Source organism: Kordiimonas marina (genome assembly GCF_023006325.1).
Classification (GTDB): Bacteria; Pseudomonadota; Alphaproteobacteria; order Sphingomonadales; family Kordiimonadaceae; genus Kordiimonas; species Kordiimonas marina.
The window spans coordinates 280,931-299,965 of sequence record NZ_JAINDF010000002.1; the positions used below are offsets into that span (position 1 = coordinate 280,931).

The 19,035-nt window shown below is 63.8% G+C and carries 14 protein-coding genes and 1 pseudogene; 5 read left to right on the top strand and 10 right to left on the bottom strand.

Annotation, left to right across the window (positions count from 1 at the left end; translation table 11 throughout):
• The first annotated feature begins 2 nt into the window (after nucleotides 1–2).
• The 5 genes and pseudogenes from tsaE to trxA form a co-directional block, all read left to right on the top strand.
• A complete protein-coding gene (gene tsaE, locus K6118_RS04425; RefSeq protein ID WP_247119009.1) occupies nucleotides 3–482 on the top strand; it encodes a tRNA (adenosine(37)-N6)-threonylcarbamoyltransferase complex ATPase subunit type 1 TsaE in 480 nt (159 codons plus the stop codon).
• The gene (locus tag K6118_RS04430) at nucleotides 479–1,210 is read left to right on the top strand and encodes a nucleotidyltransferase family protein (RefSeq protein WP_247119010.1); all 732 of its coding nucleotides are present in this window, start codon (nucleotides 479–481) and stop codon (nucleotides 1,208–1,210) included. Before tsaE ends, K6118_RS04430 begins: the two co-directional genes overlap by 4 nt.
• Nucleotides 1,207–4,239 carry a double-strand break repair protein AddB gene (gene addB, locus K6118_RS04435; RefSeq protein WP_247119011.1) on the top strand — a complete coding sequence of 1,011 codons (3,033 nt, stop codon included), beginning with the start codon at nucleotides 1,207–1,209 and terminating at the stop codon, nucleotides 4,237–4,239. The genes K6118_RS04430 and addB overlap by 4 nt, the downstream gene beginning before the upstream one ends.
• Complete coding sequence (gene addA, locus K6118_RS04440; RefSeq protein WP_247119012.1) at nucleotides 4,236–7,676, top strand: double-strand break repair helicase AddA; 3,441 nt, start codon at nucleotides 4,236–4,238, stop codon at nucleotides 7,674–7,676. Before addB ends, addA begins: the two co-directional genes overlap by 4 nt.
• 139 nt (nucleotides 7,677–7,815) lie before the next feature.
• Nucleotides 7,816–8,139 (top strand): annotated as a pseudogene (gene trxA, locus K6118_RS04445) (thioredoxin); the annotation flags it as partial.
• A 71-nt stretch (nucleotides 8,140–8,210) separates the two neighbouring features.
• On the opposite strand, the gene K6118_RS04450 reads toward trxA, so the two are convergent.
• The 10 genes from K6118_RS04450 to K6118_RS04495 all read right to left on the bottom strand — a co-directional run bounded on the left by K6118_RS04450 (nucleotide 8,211) and on the right by K6118_RS04495 (nucleotide 19,014).
• Nucleotides 8,211–8,552 (bottom strand): cupin domain-containing protein, encoded by a 342-nt coding sequence (locus tag K6118_RS04450; RefSeq protein WP_247119014.1) that lies wholly within the window; start codon nucleotides 8,550–8,552, stop codon nucleotides 8,211–8,213.
• On the bottom strand, nucleotides 8,552–9,871 hold the full coding sequence (locus K6118_RS04455; protein ID WP_247119015.1) for a bifunctional folylpolyglutamate synthase/dihydrofolate synthase: 1,320 nt from the start codon (nucleotides 9,869–9,871) through the stop codon (nucleotides 8,552–8,554). Before K6118_RS04455 ends, K6118_RS04450 begins: the two co-directional genes overlap by 1 nt.
• Before the next feature lie 69 nt (nucleotides 9,872–9,940).
• A complete protein-coding gene (accD, locus tag K6118_RS04460; protein WP_247119016.1) occupies nucleotides 9,941–10,813 on the bottom strand; it encodes an acetyl-CoA carboxylase, carboxyltransferase subunit beta in 873 nt (290 codons plus the stop codon).
• Nucleotides 10,813–11,652 carry a tryptophan synthase subunit alpha gene (gene trpA / locus K6118_RS04465; protein ID WP_247119017.1) on the bottom strand — a complete coding sequence of 280 codons (840 nt, stop codon included), beginning with the start codon at nucleotides 11,650–11,652 and terminating at the stop codon, nucleotides 10,813–10,815. Before trpA ends, accD begins: the two co-directional genes overlap by 1 nt.
• 3 nt (nucleotides 11,653–11,655) lie before the next feature.
• Nucleotides 11,656–12,864: a tryptophan synthase subunit beta gene (trpB, locus tag K6118_RS04470; RefSeq protein WP_247119018.1), complete on the bottom strand. Its 1,209-nt coding sequence runs from the start codon at nucleotides 12,862–12,864 to the stop codon at nucleotides 11,656–11,658.
• A 45-nt stretch (nucleotides 12,865–12,909) separates the two neighbouring features.
• Entirely contained in the window at nucleotides 12,910–13,554 is a 645-nt protein-coding gene (locus tag K6118_RS04475; RefSeq protein ID WP_247119019.1) for a phosphoribosylanthranilate isomerase, read from the bottom strand.
• A 71-nt stretch (nucleotides 13,555–13,625) separates the two neighbouring features.
• Entirely contained in the window at nucleotides 13,626–14,462 is an 837-nt protein-coding gene (locus tag K6118_RS04480) for a crotonase/enoyl-CoA hydratase family protein (protein WP_247119020.1), read from the bottom strand.
• Nucleotides 14,463–14,536: 74 nt separating this feature from the next.
• Entirely contained in the window at nucleotides 14,537–15,892 is a 1,356-nt protein-coding gene (locus tag K6118_RS04485) for a M1 aminopeptidase family protein (protein ID WP_247119021.1), read from the bottom strand.
• A gap of 105 nt (nucleotides 15,893–15,997) precedes the next feature.
• On the bottom strand, nucleotides 15,998–16,657 hold the full coding sequence (locus tag K6118_RS04490; RefSeq protein ID WP_247119022.1) for a B3/B4 domain-containing protein: 660 nt from the start codon (nucleotides 16,655–16,657) through the stop codon (nucleotides 15,998–16,000).
• Between the two features lie 134 nt (nucleotides 16,658–16,791).
• Nucleotides 16,792–19,014: a 3-hydroxyacyl-CoA dehydrogenase NAD-binding domain-containing protein gene (locus K6118_RS04495; protein ID WP_247119023.1), complete on the bottom strand. Its 2,223-nt coding sequence runs from the start codon at nucleotides 19,012–19,014 to the stop codon at nucleotides 16,792–16,794.
• Nucleotides 19,015–19,035 lie beyond the last annotated feature (21 nt).

Genomic DNA, 19,035 nt, shown 5'->3' on the forward strand with positions numbered 1-19,035 from the left:
CCATGGCTGCGACCGTCCGTATGCAAATTGACTGTGCCGATGAACAGGCGACCGCGGCGCTTGCCGCCCGGCTTGCCGCGCGTCTGCAGGCCGGTGACCTGGTCGCGCTGACCGGGGACTTGGGGGCCGGGAAAAGCACGTTCGCCCGCGCCTTCATTCGCGCCCGTCTTGCGGACGATATGGCCGAAGTCCCTAGCCCGACCTTCACGCTGGTCCAAACCTATGACGACCCCGAAGGCGGGGAGATCTGGCACGCCGACCTCTACCGCCTGACCGAGCCTGAGGAAGCCTACGAACTCGGCCTCGATGAAGCGCGCGAAGACGCCATCTGCCTGATCGAATGGCCGGATCGGATGCCGGCTGACTGGTGGCAGGGCGCCCTGTCGCTCGATTTCACCATCGGTGAGAAGGGTGTTCGTCATGTGGTCGTCTCAGGCGACAATGCGGCTTGGGTCCCCCGGCTTGAGGGGCTGGCGCCATGAAGGCGCTGCAGGACATGAAAGCCATGGTGCTGGCCGCTGGCAAGGGCACACGCATGCGCGCACTGTCGGACCGTCTGCCCAAGCCACTGGTGCCGGTCGCGGGCCGCACGCTGATCGACCGTATTCTCGACCATCTGAAGGCAGCTGGCATTCAGAAGCCGGTGGTGAATATCCATCATCTGGCCGACCAGATGGAAGCGCATCTGGGGGACCGTGTCGTCATATCCGACGAACGCAACGCGCTCCTCGAAACCGGTGGCGGCGTCAAGAAAGCGCTGCCGCTTCTGGGCGATGACCCGGTGTTCGTCATCAACAGCGATGCGCTCTGGACAGATGGCCCCGGGGACAGTGCGCTCAAGCGGATGCATGATCATTTCGTATCCGAAACAATGGATGTCCTGCTCCTGCTCGTCGCCCGTGAAGATGCGCTTGGCTATGACGGCAAGGGTGATTTCCTGTGTGATGTCACGCCGGATAAAGCCGTGCCGCTGACCTTCCGGGGGGAAGCGCCAGAGGCTCCGGTCATGTTCGGGGGCGTGATGATCGTCAAGCCCACGCTCTACCGTGACATGCCCGAAGGCGCCTGGTCGAACCTGCTGATTTTCAAGCAAGCGGCCGCTGCGGGGCGGCTTTACGGCCTCCTCCATGACGGCGCCTGGATGCATGTGGGTACGCCCGAAGCGATCGAAGCCGCTGAAGCGCGCCTGAAGGCCCTGGGGGCGGCATGACGCGCGCGCCCCAGATGCCAGCCGCGCGGATGCCGGTCTATACCATCGCGGCGACCGACGCGTTCGCGGATGCGCTTGCGACCGGGCTCATCGCCCAGGCCGATGCGGGCGCTACGCCGCTTGTCGATACCACCATCCTGCTGCCGAACCGACGCGCCTGCCGGACGCTGCGTGAAGCCTTCCTGCGCGCCTCAGGCAACCGGCCGATGATCCTGCCGGTCATGCGGCCGATCGGCGACGTGGAGGATGAGGATATCAGCTTCCTCGGCGCCGGGTTCGGGCTCGACCTTTCGGGCCTCATGCCCGCCATCCACCCGGTCCGACGTCAGGCGCTTTTGATGCGCCAGGTCGAACGCCTGCCGCTTGGCCCCGGTGACAAGCCGGTCGCCCCGGCGCAGGCCTGGCGGCTGGCGGGGGAGCTCGCCCGCCTGATGGACCAGGTGGAAACCGAGGGCAAATCGTTCGAAGGCCTCAAGGATCTGGTGCCGACCGAGCTTGCCGCCCACTGGGATGTTACGCTTGAGTTCCTGAAAATCGTCTCCGAAACCTGGCCGCAGATTCTGGCGGATGAGGGCGCGATGAACCCGGCCGCGCGCCGGGATCGGCTCATTCGCATGCTGGCGGAAAGCTGGCAGGCCAACCCGCCCAAGGGCCGGATCGTCGCGGCGGGCTCCACCGGTTCGGTCCCGGCGACGGCCGAGCTTCTTTCCGTTATCGCCCGCCTGCCAAACGGCGCCGTGGTGCTGCCGGGGCTCGACCAGGGCCTTTCCGATACGGCGTGGGACGCCATCAGCTTCGATGACCCGTCGGCGGCGGCCAGCAGCGTCACCCACCCGCAGGCGGCCCTGAAGGCGCTTCTGAATGTCATGGGCGTCAACCGGCATGAGGTGCAGCCCTGGACCGGTTCTGAGGGCATGCAGGCGCCAGCCGTGCGCGCCCGGCTGATCCGCGATGCGCTTTTACCCGCGCAGGAAACCGACAGCTGGCAGGCGATGGGCTATCAGGCCCTGCCGGATGCTGAGCTGTTCCGGGGCTTGACCACGCTTGTCGCCCCGACGCGGCGGGAAGAAGCCGACGCCATCGCCATCATGATGCGGGAGGCGTTGGAGACATCCGCGCGTACCGCGGCCCTCATCACGCCGGACCGGCAGCTCGCCCGCCATGTGCAGGCGGCGCTCGGCCGCTGGGGCATCAAGGTGGACGATTCCGGCGGTACGCGGGTTCTCAATACCATGCCGGGACGCTTCCTTGGGCTGATCGCCACGGCGGCGGGCGAAAATTTCGCGCCGGTGCCTTTGCTGGCGCTCTTCCAGCATCCGCTGACGGCGGTGGGGCAGACGCGGGAGGATTTCCTTGCTGCCGTGCGCCGGTTCGACCATTTTGTCCTCCGAGGCGTGCGGCCGGCGGGCGGCCTTGATGGCCTTCTCGCCCGTGCGCGGCTGGTGGCGAAAGACAAGAAGGCCGACTTTTCGGACGCCGACCTCGCCATCATCAAAAAGGCCTGTGCGGCCCTGGCGCCGTTTGAAGCTGCGTTTGAGGCCAAAGCCCCGCTTGCCGAGCTTCTGAAAGCCCACCTGACCGCCGCCGAAGCGCTGGCGGCGACGGACGCGGATGAAGGCAAGGACCTGATCTGGAAGGCCGAGGACGGCGGCGCGCTTGCGAACGCGCTCAGTGACCTGATCGCCGAGGCAGACGGCCTCCTTGGCCCGGTCGCGGCGGAAGGTTACGCCGCGCTGTTTGCCGAACTGTTGGCCGAGGTGACGATCCGCCCAAGCTGGGGCCGTCACCCGCGCCTCAATATCTGGTCGCCCTTGGAAGCCCGCTTGCAGCGCGCGGACCTGATGATCCTCGGCGATCTCAATGAAGGCACCTGGCCCATGGAGATCAAGCCGGACCCCTGGATGAACCGGCCGATGCGCCATGCCTTCGGGCTCAAGCCGCTCGAACGCCGGATCGGCCAGTCGGCGCATGATTTCGTGCTCGCCGCCTCCGCCCCTGATGTGGTGCTGACCCGGGCGGAAAAGGTGGACGGCTCGCCCACGGTGCCGAGCCGCTGGTGGTTCCGCCTCGAAGCCTTGGCAGGCCGGTCGCTCCCGCGTGCGGACCGCTACCTCGCCTGGGCGGAAAGCCTGATCAGCGCTGAGCGCCCGGCCCCGGTGAAACCGCCCGCGCCGCGCCCGCCGCTGGCTGCGCGCCCGAAAAAGCTCTCCGTCACCCAGGTCGAAAACTGGATGCGGGACCCCTACGGTCTTTACGCCCAGAAGGTCTTGGGCCTTCGCCCGCTCGACCCCGTGGATGACAAGCCGAACGCTGCCAAGAAGGGCACGCTGCTTCATGAAGCGCTGGAGATTTTCCTCTCAGAAGATGGCCCTGTCACCGGCCCCGCGGGTCTTACCCGGCTTTTGGAGGTGGGCAAGCGGGTGTTCGATACGGTCGCGACCCAGCCTGCCGTTCACGCCTTCTGGTGGCCGCGTTTCGTGCGCATCGCCGAATGGTTTGTGGCGCATGAAGCAAAGCGCGCCGAGACGTTTGAGGTGGCGGCGGTCGAAACCTGGGCCGAGATGGCGCTCAGGGGCACCGACTTCACGCTGATCGCCAAGGCCGACCGCATCGACCGCAAGCGCGAGGACGGCGCGCTCACCATCATCGACTATAAAACCGGGAATGTTCCGTCATCGAAACGGGTTGAGGCGGGCTATGCGCCGCAGCTGCCGCTTGAGGGTCTGCTCGCCGAAGCGGGGGCGTTTGAAGGTGTTGCAGCTGCAACAGTTGACGACATGGTGTTCTGGGAGCTCAAGGGCGGGGACCCGGTTCAGAAACAGAGCCGCCCGATCAAGGATGTGCCGGCCACGATCGCAGGTGCCGAAGCCGGCCTCCGCCGCCTGATCGACGCCTTCTCGGATGAGGCCACGCCTTATCTTTCCAACCCACGCCCGACCATCACCGGTTACGGCGACTATGACCATCTGGCGCGGGTCAAGGAATGGCGCAATGCTGACGATCCCTTCGATGAAGGGAGCAGTTTATGAGCACGCGCATGACATACGAACAGGCGCGCGCGACCGACCCGATGCTCACCGCCTGGGTGGGCGCGTCGGCGGGGACAGGCAAGACCCACGTGCTGACCGCGCGGGTCTTGAGGCTGATGCTGACCGGCACGCCGCCTGAGAATATCCTGTGCCTGACCTTTACCAAGGCCGCGGCGGCGGAAATGAAAACCCGTATCTTCGCCGAGCTTGGCCGTTGGTCTTTGATGAGCGATGACGTGCTGGCCGAGGAGATTTCCCGCCGGACCGAAGAATATGCCGATGAGGCGATGCTTTCGCGTGCACGACAGCTGTTCGCGGCGGTGCTCGATCTTTCCGGCGGGCTGCAGATCCAGACTTTCCACAGCTTCTGCCAAGCGCTTCTGGGCCGCTTTCCGCTGGAGGCTGGCATGGCGCCAGGATTCGAAGGCATGGACGAAGCCGAAGCGCGGGAGGCCATGGCGTCGGCCCGCGACCAGATGCTGTCCGCGACCCGCGCGAAGGGCGCAGGAGACCTCTCCGGCGCGCTGGATACGGTCGCGGGGCTCGTGACCGAAAACACGTTCGACGAAGTGGTGGCGAGCCTGAGCTTCGAGGCTGCGACACTCGACAAGGCTGAACGCACCTATGGCGGCCTTCTGGGCATGACGGCGGCGCTTTACCGCGCGCTCGACCTCACGCCCGGAGAACAGGCGGAGGACTTGATCCGGGCGGCGGTCCCCGATGCGGCGTTCGATGCCGCAGGCGTTCGGGCACTGATGACCGGCCTGCTCGCGGGCACGGTGGCGGAAGCCAAGATGGGGCAGGCGCTCGCCGATTTTCTCGCGGCTGAAGATGGCAAGCGGCCCGACCTGTTCGCGGACTACGCGGGTGTGTTCCTTACCCAGAAGGATGAACCGCGCGCCCGGGTCGCCAACAAGAAAACGCTGGAGGCAGGTACCGGCCTCGACGAGGTCATCGAGAAGGAACAGGCGCGCCTGATGCGGCTGATGGACCGGCTGAAGCGGCTGAAGGTCGCCACCGCCACCACGGCTTTGATGACGCTCGGTGTCGAGCAGCTTAGCCGCTACCGTCATATGAAGGCCGAGCGCGGGCTGGTGGATTTCGACGATATGATCGACCGCACGGTGAAGCTGCTTGACCGTGCCGAGGTCGCGCCGTGGGTGCTGTTCAAGCTCGACAGCGCCATCGACCATATCCTGGTTGATGAAGCGCAGGACACCAACGCTATGCAGTGGCAGGTGGTGGAAACGCTGGCGGCGGAGTTTTTCTCGGGTGAAGGCGCGCGTGATGTGGTGCGCACGCTGTTCGCGGTGGGGGATGCCAAACAGTCGATCTTCTCCTTCCAGCGGGCTGATCCGCGCGAGTTCGTCGCTGCGCGCGACCGGGTGTTCGCCCGCGCGTTCGAGGCCGACTATGAAGCCGAGACCGTGCCGCTCAACCTCTCCTTCCGCTCGGGCGGGGCTGTGCTCGGGCTCGTTGATGCCGTGTTCCACGCGGAAGCGGCGGCCAGCATCGGCCTGTCGGCGGACGATGAGGCGGTGGAGCACCGCTATATCCGCGAAGGCCATGGCGGCCTTGTCGAGCTGTGGCCGCTTGAGGAACCGACGCCGGAAGCCGATGACGCCGCTGAGGATGAAGGCTGGGTGCCGCCGACCCGTCAGGAAAGCGCGCACGATGCCGAGCAGCGCACCGCCTGGCGCATTGCCCGCCGTATCCGGGCCATGCTGGACGAGGGTGAAATCCTCGAATCGAAAGGCAGGCCGATCCGGGCGGGGGATATTCTCGTCCTCGTGCGCCGCCGCACTGCTTTCGTCGATCATCTGGTGCGCGCGCTCAAAGCCACGGGCATCCCGGTCGCGGGCCGGGACCGCATGGTGCTGACAGATGAGCTGCCGGTGATGGACCTGCTCGCGCTCGCGCATTTCGCGCTGTTGCCGACCGATGACCTGACGCTCGCGACCGTGCTCAAAAGCCCGTTTGTCGGGCTGGATGACGACGCGCTGTTCCGCCTGGCGCATGGCCGCAAGGGCACGCTGTGGCAGGCGCTCTATGCCAAGCGGAATGAGACGCCTGAGTATAAAGCGGCCTACCGTGACCTTGTCGACATCATGAACGCGGCGGACAGGCGCACGCCGTTCGAGTTCCTGAGCCATGTGCTGACCGAGCTTGGCGGCCGCATGAAGCTCTCGGCCCGGCTGGGGGCTGAAATCCATGACCCGGTCGATGAGCTACTTGAGGAAGCGCTCAGGTTCGAGCTGACCACGTCTGCGTCCCTGCAGGCCTTCGTCCAGCGCGTCGAAGGCGGCGGTACCCAGATCAAGCGGGATATGGAAGCCGCGGGCGGCATGGTGCGCATCATGACAGCGCACAGCGCCAAGGGCCTTCAGGCGCCGATCGTGTTCCTCTCGGACCTCGTCGGCCTGCCGGACATAGGCCGGGACGCGCGCGTGCTGCCCTTGCCGTCCGCCATTCCGGGCCAGCCGTCGCTTCTGATCTGGACATCACAGGGTAAGGACCTTGCCTTCATCGAGGAGATGAAAGGCGCGCTCAAGGCCAAGCAGTTGGCCGAATACCGGCGGCTTCTCTATGTGGCGCTGACCCGCGCGGAGGACCGGCTCTATGTCGCCGGATGGCAGGGCGCGGGCGAGCCCGATGAGCATAGCTGGTTCGGTGCGATCACCGACGGCTTTGACCGCATCGGTGCCGAAAGCCTGGAGCTGACGCCCGGCTATAGCGTCCGCCGTTTTACGGTACCGCAAACAGCCGAGGTAACGCCTGAGAAGACCACCGAGGCCGCGCCCACGCGGGCTGCCGCCCCGGCGTGGCTTTATAATCCGCTTCCCGAAGAACCGCTGCCGCCACGGCCGCTGGCGCCGTCCCGCCCCGATGACGAGGACCCGGCGGCCACCAGCCCGCTGACGCTGACCAAACGCGGGCGCTTCTTCCGCGGCCGGGTGATTCACGCACTCCTTGAATGGTTGCCGGATATGGCACCCGAAAACCGCGAGGCCGCGGCCATGGCTTATCTGGGCCGTTTGCCGGAGGTGCCGGGCGGCGAATCGGCTTCGCTGTGGGCGGAGGTGAAGGCCATCCTCAATCATGCCGATTTCAGCGCTCTGTTCGCGCCCGGCAGCCGTGCCGAGGTGCCTGTCGCCGGGATCGTCGGCACGCGGGTGATCTCCGGCCAGGTCGACCGTCTGGTGGTCACCGAAGGCGAAGTGCTGATTGTCGACTATAAAACCAACCGCCCGCCGCCGGATGACGTTGCCGCGGTGGCGGCGGCTTACGTCAAGCAGATGGCGCTCTATGCCCGGGCGCTCGAAGCGGTCTATCCGGGCCGCACGGTGCGCGCGCTTCTGTTGTGGACAGATGCCGCCCGGTTGATGGAAATCCCGAAAACCTTGATGGATGAAGCCCTTAGCCAGATGGGGCTTTAGGGTATATCTTGCGTTTTTTCACGTGAGCGTTACTAAACCTTGACCCGTGACGGCACCATTCTTACCTTAAGAAACGAAGCGCCCTTTTGGCAGAATTTAGTCCCGCCGCCGTGGCCGGACTCCGCGTAAGAAAGAAAGACAGATTATGGCAACCATCACCGTTACCGATGAGGATTTCGAAGCGAAAGTCGCGAATTCCGACAAACCCGTTCTTCTCGATTTCTGGGCCCAGTGGTGCGGTCCGTGCAAGATGATCGGCCCGGTTCTCGAGCAGATTTCCGGCGAGCGTGACGATATCGTCATCGCCAAGATGGATATCGACGACAACCCGGAAACCCCGACCCGCTTTGGCGTGCGTTCGATCCCGACGCTCCTGATCTTCAAGGGTGGTGAAGCTGTTGCCTCGACCATGGGCGCCAAGCCGCGCGCCCAGCTGGAAGCCTGGATCAACCAGTCGATCTAAACTGGTCTCCCCAGAATGACGAAAGGCGCCTTTCCGGGGCGCCTTTTTTGTTATCCGACCATTTCACCCGGTCAGTGCGCGGGCGTGTCCTCAAGCGGGATATAAGTGCGGTTCGGGTCATCGAAAATGAGCGTCACACGCGCCGGTGCGTTCGGGTGGTTGACGATCTCATGGGGCGTACCGGTGGGGATAAGGCGGCTGTCACCGCTTTGAAGTTCCACCGGGTCCTGATCTTCGATTTCCAGGGTGACCGAGCCTGCGCTCACGATCAGCATTTCATTGGCGTTGTCGTGGCAGTGTTTGCCGCAGCGCGCGCCTGAATGGATGAACATGCTGGCGGCCTTGAAGTTGGACGGGTTGGCGCTGTGCCAGACAAGGTCACCCCACGGGTAGGTTTCTGTCACGTCAGTCATCAGGCCGGATACTCCCCAATTTCCCTCAGCACGTTGCCTGCCAGGTAAAGCGAACCCCCGATCAGCACGAAGGGCGGCCTGTCGGCATGTGCCTTGTCTGTCACCATTTGTAGGGCGGAAGGCACGTCCTTGGCAAGGACACCGCTGATGCCGACATCGGTGGCGGCGGCGGCGAGGTCCGCCGGGTTGGCGGCGCCGTCTTCACCTTCGATCGGTACGGCGATCACGCGGTCGACCAGGCCTGAAAGCTGTTTGAGGTAGCCGGGGGCGTCTTTCGTGCCCATCATGCCCAGGATCAGCGTCACCGGCCGTTCAACGGCATCGAGGCGCTTGATATAGTCGCGGATCATCTCCGCCGCCCCCGGGTTGTGCCCACCATCGAGCATCAGGATCGCCCCATCAGGCAGGATATCGTTATAGGACGTGTTCCTCAGCGCCTGCAGACGCGCGGGCCAACGTACCCAGCCGAGGCCAGCGCGGATCGCGGCATCGGGGATGCTGACGGCTTGCTGTGCGTGGGCGAGGGCAATCGCCATGCCGGCGTTTGTCACCTGATGCGCGCCCGGTAGCACCGGCATCGGCAGGTCGATGGCTGAGCCCCAGTCCTCATAGCGGAAGCCCTTGTCCCCGGCGAGAAGGGTGGTCTGCCAATCCCGGCCATTCAGTTTGGGAGTGACGCCAAGGCTTGCGGCGACAGCGCTGATGCAGGTTAGCCCTTCGGCCGACTGCGGCCCGACGATAAGCGGTGCACCGGCCTTGATGATCCCGGCCTTTTCGCCCGCGATATCGGTCACCGTGTTGCCCAGGAACTGCTGGTGGTCAAGGCTGACGGGTGTGATGCCGACAGCCGCTGGGTTCGTGATGACGTTGGTGGCGTCCAGCCTGCCGCCGAGGCCGACTTCCAGGATGCACAGGTCCGCTTCCACGCGGGAGAAGGCGAGGAGGGCGGCGGCGGTCGTCACCTCGAAGAAGGTGATGGCGTCCGGGCCGTTCGCGCGCTCGCATTCCTTCAGGATGTCGGTGAGGTCGTCTTCCGGGATCAGCTGGCCCGCGACCCGGATGCGTTCGTTGAAGCGCACCAGATGCGGCGAGGTGTAAACATGGACACGGTGTCCAGCGGCTTCGGCGAAGGCACGGAGGCTCGCGACCGTGGAACCCTTGCCGTTGGTGCCGGCGATATGGACGACCGGCGGCAGTTTCCGTTCCGGGTGGCCCAGCTTTTCAAGAAGCCGGTGCATCCGCCCGAGCGATAGGTCGATCTTCTTCGGGTGCGGGCCCATCAGGCGGGCAAGGACGGCGTCGCTCTTCGGTGCGGTCATGATGGTGGCCGGATGCCCCCTAAGGTATGGGGGGCTCATGGCCCCCCGGATACGCGTTGATACTGTAGCTTATTCGGCGGCGCGGCGTGTGTGTCTGCCGCCCATCAGGAGGCCGAGCACCGTGCCCAGCTGGTCCTTCATTTCATGGCGGTGGACGACCATGTCGACCATGCCGTGTTCATGCAGATATTCGGCGCGCTGGAAACCGTCCGGCAGCTTTTCGCGGATGGTCTGCTCAATCACGCGCGGGCCGGAGAAGGCGATCATCGCGCCCGGTTCGGCAATCTGCACGTCGCCCAGCATGGCGTAGGAGGCCGACACACCGCCCGAGGTCGGGTCGGTAAGGACGACAACATATGGGATGCCAGCGTCCCTAAGCATCTGCACGGCAACCGTGGTGCGCGGCATTTGCATCAAGGACAGGATGCCTTCCTGCATCCGCGCGCCACCCGAAGCGGTGAACATCACGAACGGGGCTTCGATTTTGAGCGCATGACGGGCGCCAGCGATGATGCCGTCACCCACGGCCATGCCCATGGAGCCGCCCATGAAGAAGAAGTTCTGGATCGCGACGACGGTTTCAACACCGCCGATCTTGCCGACAGCGACCTTGATGGCGTCCTCGTCACCGGTTTTGGCGCGGGCGGCCTTCAGGCGCTCGCTATAGCGCTTGGTATCTTTGAACTTGAGGGGGTCAACCTTCACCGACGGCAGGTCGATAAGGTCATAGACCTGATTGTCAAAAAGGGCGTCAAACCGGTTGGTTGGTGGCACGCGGTCATGATGGTCGCAGTGCGCACAGACATACTGGTTGGCGATGAATTCCTTCTGGAAGATCATCTGGCCGCAGCTTTTGCACTTGTGCCAAAGATTGTCCGGGGTCTCCCGCGGGTTCAGCACTTTTTGCAGTTTCGGTTTAACATAGTTGGTGAGCCAGCTCATCAGCAGCACCCCTTTTCTTGTTTTGCCGTCCTCACACCTTCGGCGAGATGACGGGTAAAGTCCAGCACATCCTTGACCATGCCGGCCGTGGCCTTGCCGCTCTCATCCAGCCCGCTTGCGATGGTCTGCACGATGGCGGAGCCGACAACGGCGGCATCGGCGACGGACGCTACGGAACCGGCCTGTTCCGGCGTGCGGATACCGAATCCGACGGCAACTGGCAAGTCTGTTTGTGCTTTGATGCGGTCAACCGCGGCTTTGATGTCCTCGGTCGTGGCAGATTTGCCGCCGGTCACCCCCGCAACCGCGACATAATAGACGAAGCCGCTGGCGCCATCGAGGATGGTGGTCAGGCGCGCGTCGTCGGAGGTCGGTGTCGCGAGGCGGATGACATCGATGCCCGCCTTGTTGGCGGGCAGGCGCAGTTCTTCGTCCTCCTCGGGCGGCAGGTCGACGATGATCAGGCCGTCGACACCGGCGTCAGCCGCGTCGGTCACGAACCGGTCGATGCCGTAAGCATAGACCGGGTTGAAATAGCCCATCAGCACGATCGGCGTGCCCGCGTTACCCGCGCGGAAGTCCCGCACCATCGACAGCGTCTGCTTCATGTTGGCACCCGCGTGCAGCGCGCGGTGGGCGGCCAGGTCGATCGCCGGGCCGTCGGCGGCCGGGTCGGTGAAGGGCATGCCGAGCTCGATGATATCGGCGCCTGCGTCCGGCAGGCCCTTGAGAATCTCAAGCGAGCTTGCATGGTCCGGGTCGCCCGCGGTGATGAAGGTCACGAACGCGGAACGGCCTTCGGCCTTCAGGGCGGCAAAGGTAGCTTCAAGTCGGCTCATAACTCAGATCTCCTGCCCAAGCGCAGCTGCGACGGTGAAGATGTCCTTGTCGCCGCGGCCCGACAGGTTGAGGACGACGATATGGTCCTTCGGCAGGCTTGGCGCGGTGCGGATGATATGGGCGAGGCCGTGGCTGGATTCGAGCGCAGGGATGATGCCCTCGGTCCGGCAGCACAGCTGGAAGGCTTCGAGCGCCTCATCGTCGGTCGCCGAGACATAATTCACCCGGCCCTGTTCATGCAGCCAGACATGCTCCGGCCCGATACCCGGGTAATCGAGCCCGGCAGAGATGGAGTGGGCTTCGATGATCTGGCCGTCTTCGTCCTGCAACAGGTAAGTGCGGTTGCCGTGCAGCACGCCCGCGCGCCCGCCGGTGATGGAGGCCGCGTGCTTGTCGGTGTCGACACCGTGGCCCGCGGCTTCAACCGCATACATGGCGACGTCCGCGTCATCGAGGAACGGGTGGAACAGCCCCATGGCGTTCGAGCCGCCGCCGACGCAGGCGACAAGGCTGTCCGGCAGGCGGCCTTCGGCCTCCATGATCTGCTCACGCGTTTCGCGGCCGATGATCGACTGGAAATCCCGCACCATCATCGGGTAGGGGTGCGGCCCCGCGACCGTGCCGATGATGTAGAAGGTATCATGGACGTTGGTGACCCAGTCCCGGAGCGCGTCATTCATCGCGTCCTTGAGGGTGGCGGAGCCGGAGGTCACCGGCTGGACCTCAGCGCCCAGAAGCTTCATGCGGAAGACGTTCGGTTTTTGCCGCTCAATGTCCACCGCGCCCATGAAGACGGTGCATTTAAGCCCGAAGCGTGCTGCGACGGTGGCGGTTGCGACACCGTGCTGGCCCGCGCCGGTTTCGGCGATCACCCGGGTCTTGCCCATGCGCTTGGCCAGAAGCACCTGGCCGATGGCGTGGTTGATCTTGTGCGCGCCGGTGTGGTTCAGCTCTTCGCGCTTGAAATAGATTTTCGCGCCGCCCAGGTGCTCGGTCAGCCGTTCGGCATAATAAAGCGGGCTCGGGCGGCCGATATAGACGCGGTTCAGATAGTCCAGTTCCTTCTGGAAATCCGGGTCGGCCAAAGCTTCGCGGTAGGCGCGCTCGACATCGTGCACCAGGGGCATCAGGGTTTCGGAAACATATCGGCCGCCATATTTGCCGAAGTGGCCCTTCTCATCCGGGCCGGTGCGATAACTGTTGAGCGCCATGACCAAAAACTCGCGAAAAAATACTTGGTTTATATCTGGGGTTCCTTACCTAACGGCTTTTGCCGCCCTAAGGAAGGCCTCAATTTTGTCGCTTGATTTTTGTCCGGGGGCACTTTCGACGCCGGAGGAGACATCAACCGCGATCGCGCCGCTCGCCTTCACCGCCTCGGGCAGGTTTTCGGCGGTCAATCCACCCGCCAGCAGCCAGGGCCGGCCGAGCGTTTGGCCTTGCATCAGCTCCCACGGGAAGCTGACGGCATTGCCGCCCGGAAGCGTGGCGCCCTCAGGCGGTTTGGCGTCGAACAGGAAGGCGTCCACATAGGGCGCGAAGGCCTTGGCCGCCTTGATGTCAGCGGCGTCGCGGACACCGAATGCCTTGATCACGGACACGCCGAAATCGTCCTTGAGGGCGATCACGTCCTCAGGCGTTTCGTCGCCGTGAAGCTGCACCCAATCCAGGTCGAGCGCATCGACGGCGGCTTCGATCATGTCATGGTCTTCATTGACGAACACGCCGACCCGCTCGGTCGAGCGCGGCAGGTGCGGGCGAAGCGCGCGGGCTTCCCCCAGTGTCAGGTGGCGCGGGGAGCGGTCGAAAAAGACAAAGCCGAGCCAGCGGGCGCCATAGAAGGCGGCGAGGTTGGCATGGACGGCGTCACGGATACCGCAAACTTTGACACGAACGGACATGGGCACTGCTCAGAAGGCCGATAGGTTACACCAAGCGGGTCGGCGCCGACTGCATGGCCCGTGGGGCACTGTCAGTCATCGCTTTCCATCAGGGGGGCGAACGTGACCGTCTGGCGTGTGAGCGCGGCTGTGGCCGCTTTCATCAGGTCCTCACCCAACAGCATGCCGCTGTTCCAGGTAGCGACATAGTCCAGTCCGTCCGCGACCGAATGGTCCCGCGAATGATTGAGTACCGCCTTTGTGCCTGCAACCGCAAGCGGACTTTTGCTCGCAATCGTTTCGGCAAGGGCGAAGGCGGCTTCGATGGCCTCACCCCGGTCGGGCGCCACGGCATTGACGAAGCCGTATTTGTCGGCCTCCTGCACGGTGAATTTGCGGCCCGTGAGTGCCAGTTCGCGCAAGATACCGTTCGGCAACAGGTAAGGCGCGCGCTGAAGCGTGCCGACATCGGCGACGATGGCGACATTGATTTCCTGAATCGCAAACCAGCAGTCTTCCGACGCCACGCGCATGTCGCAGGCGGAGATAAGGTCGATCCCGCCGCCGAGGCAGGCACCGTGGATGGCGGCGATCACGGGGGCGCGGCACTGTTCAATCGCGGTGAAACAGTCCTGCAGCCACAGGATATGACGGCGGAGCTTTTCGCGCACGCGGGCCGGGTCGGCGTCACCGGGGGTGAAGAGGCTTTCCCCGCTTTCCTTGAGGTCGAGCCCGGCGGTGAAATGCTTGCCTTCGCCCGACAGCACGACGGCGCGGATGTCGGATTGTGTGTCCAGATGCCGGAAGACCTCACCGATCTCCCGGAACATGGCCCGGTTCATGGCATTGAGCTGGTCCGGCCGGCTCAAGGAGACATGGGCGACGGCGTCCTTCACCGTCAGGGTCAGGGTTTCATAGGTCTTGGTCATCCGTGTGCTCCCATCCATTTTGGCCGCGCGGCCTTATTCCCAATATTGGGCAAAGCCGCGCCAGGGCCAGCGGATCAGTCCACTTTTTTCAGGAGGCTATGATAGTCGGCGGCCCGCTGGAGGGTCTTTTGGGCCTTGCCGTCCTGCATCCAGTGTTCAACCAGCTTCTTCACCGCCTTGTTGGGGGCATGAGCCACCAGATAGGGGGCAAGTTCGCTGTTTTTGGTGCTGATGCCGGTGAAGGTCTGCCTGAGCGCGCCGACCATCTGCCGGAAGCCGCCTTCGCCCGCCAGATCGTCGATCAGGCAGAACATGAGCTTGGCGGTCGCGGGCGAGAAACTCTTGCCCGAGCTGTCGGCCTTGGCGGCACTGAAGGCAGCCTCCTTGATCGCCTTCATGTCCATGCCGTTCGCGAGGTCCATCGCCAGCGACATGAGGCCAGCACGCCAGCTGCCCTGGTCGCCCGTGGGCGCGTCCGGCATCCACTGGATGACCATGTCCTGGCGCAGGTCCGTGAGCTCATCCGCGGTCGGCGTGTAGGCAAGCGGCAGGGCAAGGAAGCCCGGCGCCGTAGCGTGGCCGTCCCCCGCGGGCAGGTCGATCACCGTGGTGGTGGCCCCTGCCGGAGCCGCACCCAGCCAGGTGCTCAGAAGTTTTGAGGTTTCGGCCAGCTTGACGCCGAGGCTTTCGGCAAGCTCACCGTTGCCGTCCATATAGAAGGCATCGACACCCGGGAAATGCGCGTTTTCATATGGCCCGACCGCGACCATGGGCGGCGGCAGGTCCCGCGTGCCATGAAGGCGAACGGTTTTCCGGCCCCCTGCTTCTTTCTCGCCAACGACCTGCAGCGCGCTGGCGACTTTCAGGTCAGCGGGGATTTCAAGCTGCATGTCGGCCTTATAGTGGCTGGCGGCATAAAGCGCCGTCAGGGCATCCACATTTGCCGCCGCCGGGGCGGGGTAGGCGAAATTCCAGAACTGGATCAGCGAAAACTGGGGTCCCGGCGTGCCGACACCATAGATGCCACCGGCATATTGCGGACTGAAGCTGCCGCGATAATAGAGGTTCAGGTCCATACTGTCGCCCGGTGCCAGCGGGGTGGCCAGCGTGACAGTCGCCTGGTTTACCTGCACCTCGGGGGCGCCTTGAAGTTTCGTCAGCTGTTCCGAGACGGTCAGTTGCTGTTTATTGCCGTCAAGCGCCTTGCCGATATGAAGCCCGCTGTTGAGCGTGACGGGCAGGCGGGTCAGCGTGCGGCCGCTTTCGTTGCGGATGCTCAGGCGGCTTGCGCCCAGAAACTGGCGCCGGGCCACATCCATCTTCAGCACCACATAGGCGCTTTGGATGCTGACAACGGGACGGCTCGCCGCAGTTGCGGGCACGGCCCAGAACATCATGAAGCTGAGACAAATCAGAAGACTTTTGCGCATGTCAGGCATTTCCCCAAAAGCATTATGCGTGGTTTGTTTTTGTAACTTCGCTACACCGACAAAATTCTAGGCCAAGATCAAGGCGAAAATGGTGCGGGCCCGGCGTCATTCCGGCGCGGATTCCACAAGGCCGTCCTGGCAGTAGCGGAGGATCAGGGTGTCCGCAATTTCCGCGGCCGCCTCAACATGGGCGACATCGACATTGAGGCCATAAAGCACGAAGATCAGCTTTTCCGTTTCCTCAGTCACCGCCGTGCGCGCGCTGTCCGAAAACGGTGTGCCGAACGGGCCTTTGTCATCGGCCAGAAGCGGCAGGCCTTCAAGGTTGACCGGGCCGCGGCCCACGCCTTCGTAACTTTCACCCGCGCGGCCAACGCGCAACAGGATGTCCCCATCAATCTTGCCCGCGTCATAACAGCCGATCGGCAGGCCGGTCATCAGCGAGGTCAGGTTGCCGCTGTCGACCACATTATTGATGCGGTAAAGCCCCTTGCCAGCGACGATGCGGCGCGTGAGCGATTCCGAGGACGGCCGGTAGCGGCTCGGGTCCTTGCCGCAAGCCTTGAAGGCCGCCCGGACGTTTGCGATCACCGGGTCTGAGCTCGCGGCCTCGCCCATCAGTTCCGAAAGCCTCAGCTCCGCGCCTTCTTCGAGCGACCGGAGAAGCTCATCGGGCGACGGCCCCACCGTCACGTCATAATCCAACATGCCCACATGAACGGGAAACCCCAACCCCGCAAAGGCCGGGTCAATCTTGAACGCCATAGAAAACTCCTTGATGGCGCCAGCTTAATCCATTCGCAGAAGGCTTCAAGTCCGGGCTGGCCCCTCCAAGCAAAAAGGGCCGCCGTGGGGCAGCCCTTTTCGGTTGGTTCTGTAGGTCCCGGAAGACGTGCGGATTACGCCGCTTTCTTGGCCGGGATTTTGCCGCGGCTGTCGCCCGGCTTGTAGAAGGTCTCACCCTTCGCGGCCATGTCCCTGAGAAGCTGCGGCGGCGTGAAGCGTTGGCCGTAGGCTTGCGCCAGACGGTCGGCTTCAGCGACGAACGCAGCCACACCCATGGTGTCGATGAAACTGAAGGGGCCGCCGGTCCAGGGGGCGAAGCCCCAGCCGAAGATGGCTCCGATGTCACCCGATGCGGTGTCACGCAGAACACCTTCCTCGAAGCAGCGTGCGCATTCGACCGCCATGCGGACCATCAGGCGGGATTCAACTTCGTCCACGCTCGGCTGGTCAGCGGCCAGCGGGAACTCCTCCGCGAGGCCCGGCCACAGATATTTCGGGCTGCCGTCTTCAGGATAGACATAAGCGCCCTTGCCGTTCTTGCGGCCGAAGCGTTCCAGGTCCACCACCATCTTCTCGACAAAGCCGTCAGCGGGCGAGGGCACATACTTGTCACCCAGCGCCTTCTTGGTGGCCTGGCCGACCTTGTAGGAAAGGTCGATCGCGACTTCGTCACCAACCGCGAGCGGGCCCACCGGCATCCCGGACATTTTGCCTGCGTTTTCGATGAGGGCAGGGTTCACGCCTTCCTTGACCATGGCATAGCCTTCCTGCACGTAGGTGCCGAAGCAGCGGCTGGTGTAGAAGCCGCGGCTGTCGTTCACCACGATCGGGGTCTTGCGGATCTGGCTGACATAATCAAGCGCGAGCGCGAGGGTTTCGTCATCGGTTTTCTCACCCATGATGATTTCCACGAGCGGCATCTTGTCGACCGGCGAGAAGAAGTGAATGCCGATGAACTGGTGCGGACGGCCGAAGTTTTTGGCCAGGCCGGTGATCGGCAGCGTCGAGGTGTTGGACGCGAACACCACATCCTTGCCGATAACGGCTTCGGTTTTTTGGGTAACGTCCTTCTTGATGTCCTCGGCTTCGAACACGGCCTCGATGATCAGGTCGCAGTCCTTGAGGTCATCATAGTTATCGGTCGGGATGATGTGAGAGAGCAGCGCATCGCCCTTTTCCTTCGTGGTCTGGCCACGGCCGATGCCTTTTTCAACCAGCTTGCGGCTATAGTCCTTGCCCTTTTCGGCGGCGGCCATGTCGCGGTCCAGAAGCACCACATCCATACCGGCTTTCGCCGAAACATAGGCCACGCCCGCGCCCATCAGGCCCGCGCCCAGCATGCCGAGGCGCTTTACTTGTCTGCGCTCGAAACCTTCAGGCCGCAGCGAGCCTTTCTCGACCGCCTGCTTGTTGATGAAGAGCGAGCGGATCATGTTGCCGGCTACCGGGTCCTTCAGCAGGCTCATGAAATATTTGCTCTCGATCCGGATCGCGGTGTCGAAATCGACGATGCCGCCTTCATAAAGACACGACAGGATCGCCTGGATCGCCGGATAGTTATGCTGCGTCTGCTTCTGGGCCATGGCGTTGGCGCCGATGAAGGTTTGAACGGCCGCCGGGTTCATGGCACCTGCGCCACCCGGATATTTGAAACCCTTCTTGTCCCACGGTGCGATCGCGGACGGGGACTTCTTGACCCAGGCTTTGGCCGCTTCGACCACTTTGTCGGTCGGGACCATTTCCTGGACGATCCCCATGCCGAGCGCAGCCGGGCCTTTGAAAGGCTTGCCGGTGGTGATGGCACCGGCTGCCGCCTGGATACCGATGATGCGCGGCAGGCGCTGGGTGCCACCGGCGCCTGGCAGCAGGCCAACCTGGACTTCCGGGAAGCCAAGCTGCATGGAGGCGTCATCGGTGATCACGCGGTAATGGCAGGCCAGCACCAGCTCGAAACCACCGCCGAGCGCGAGGCCATTGACGGCGGCTGCGAACGGCTTGGTGCCTTCCATGGCGAGCACTTTCTTCGGCTTGCCGCCGGTTTCGATCTTGCGGAAGATTTTATTGAGGCGGAAAGCGCCTTCGAACTGTTCCTCAAGCGACTGTTTGCCGCCGGCTTGCGCGCCGAGCATGTTGAGGTCGGCGCCTGCGAGGAACGCGGGCTTGCCGGAGGTGATGACGGCGCCTTTGATGGCGTCGTCGGCCAGAACCTTATCAACCAAGGCGTCGAGGTCGTTGATCAGGTCTGCGTTGAAAACATTCATGCCGGTGTTCGGCAGGTCGATGGTCAGCGTGGCGATACCGTCGCTGTCGACGTCAAAACGGATGGTGTCAGTCATTGTGTCTACTCCCCGTGACAG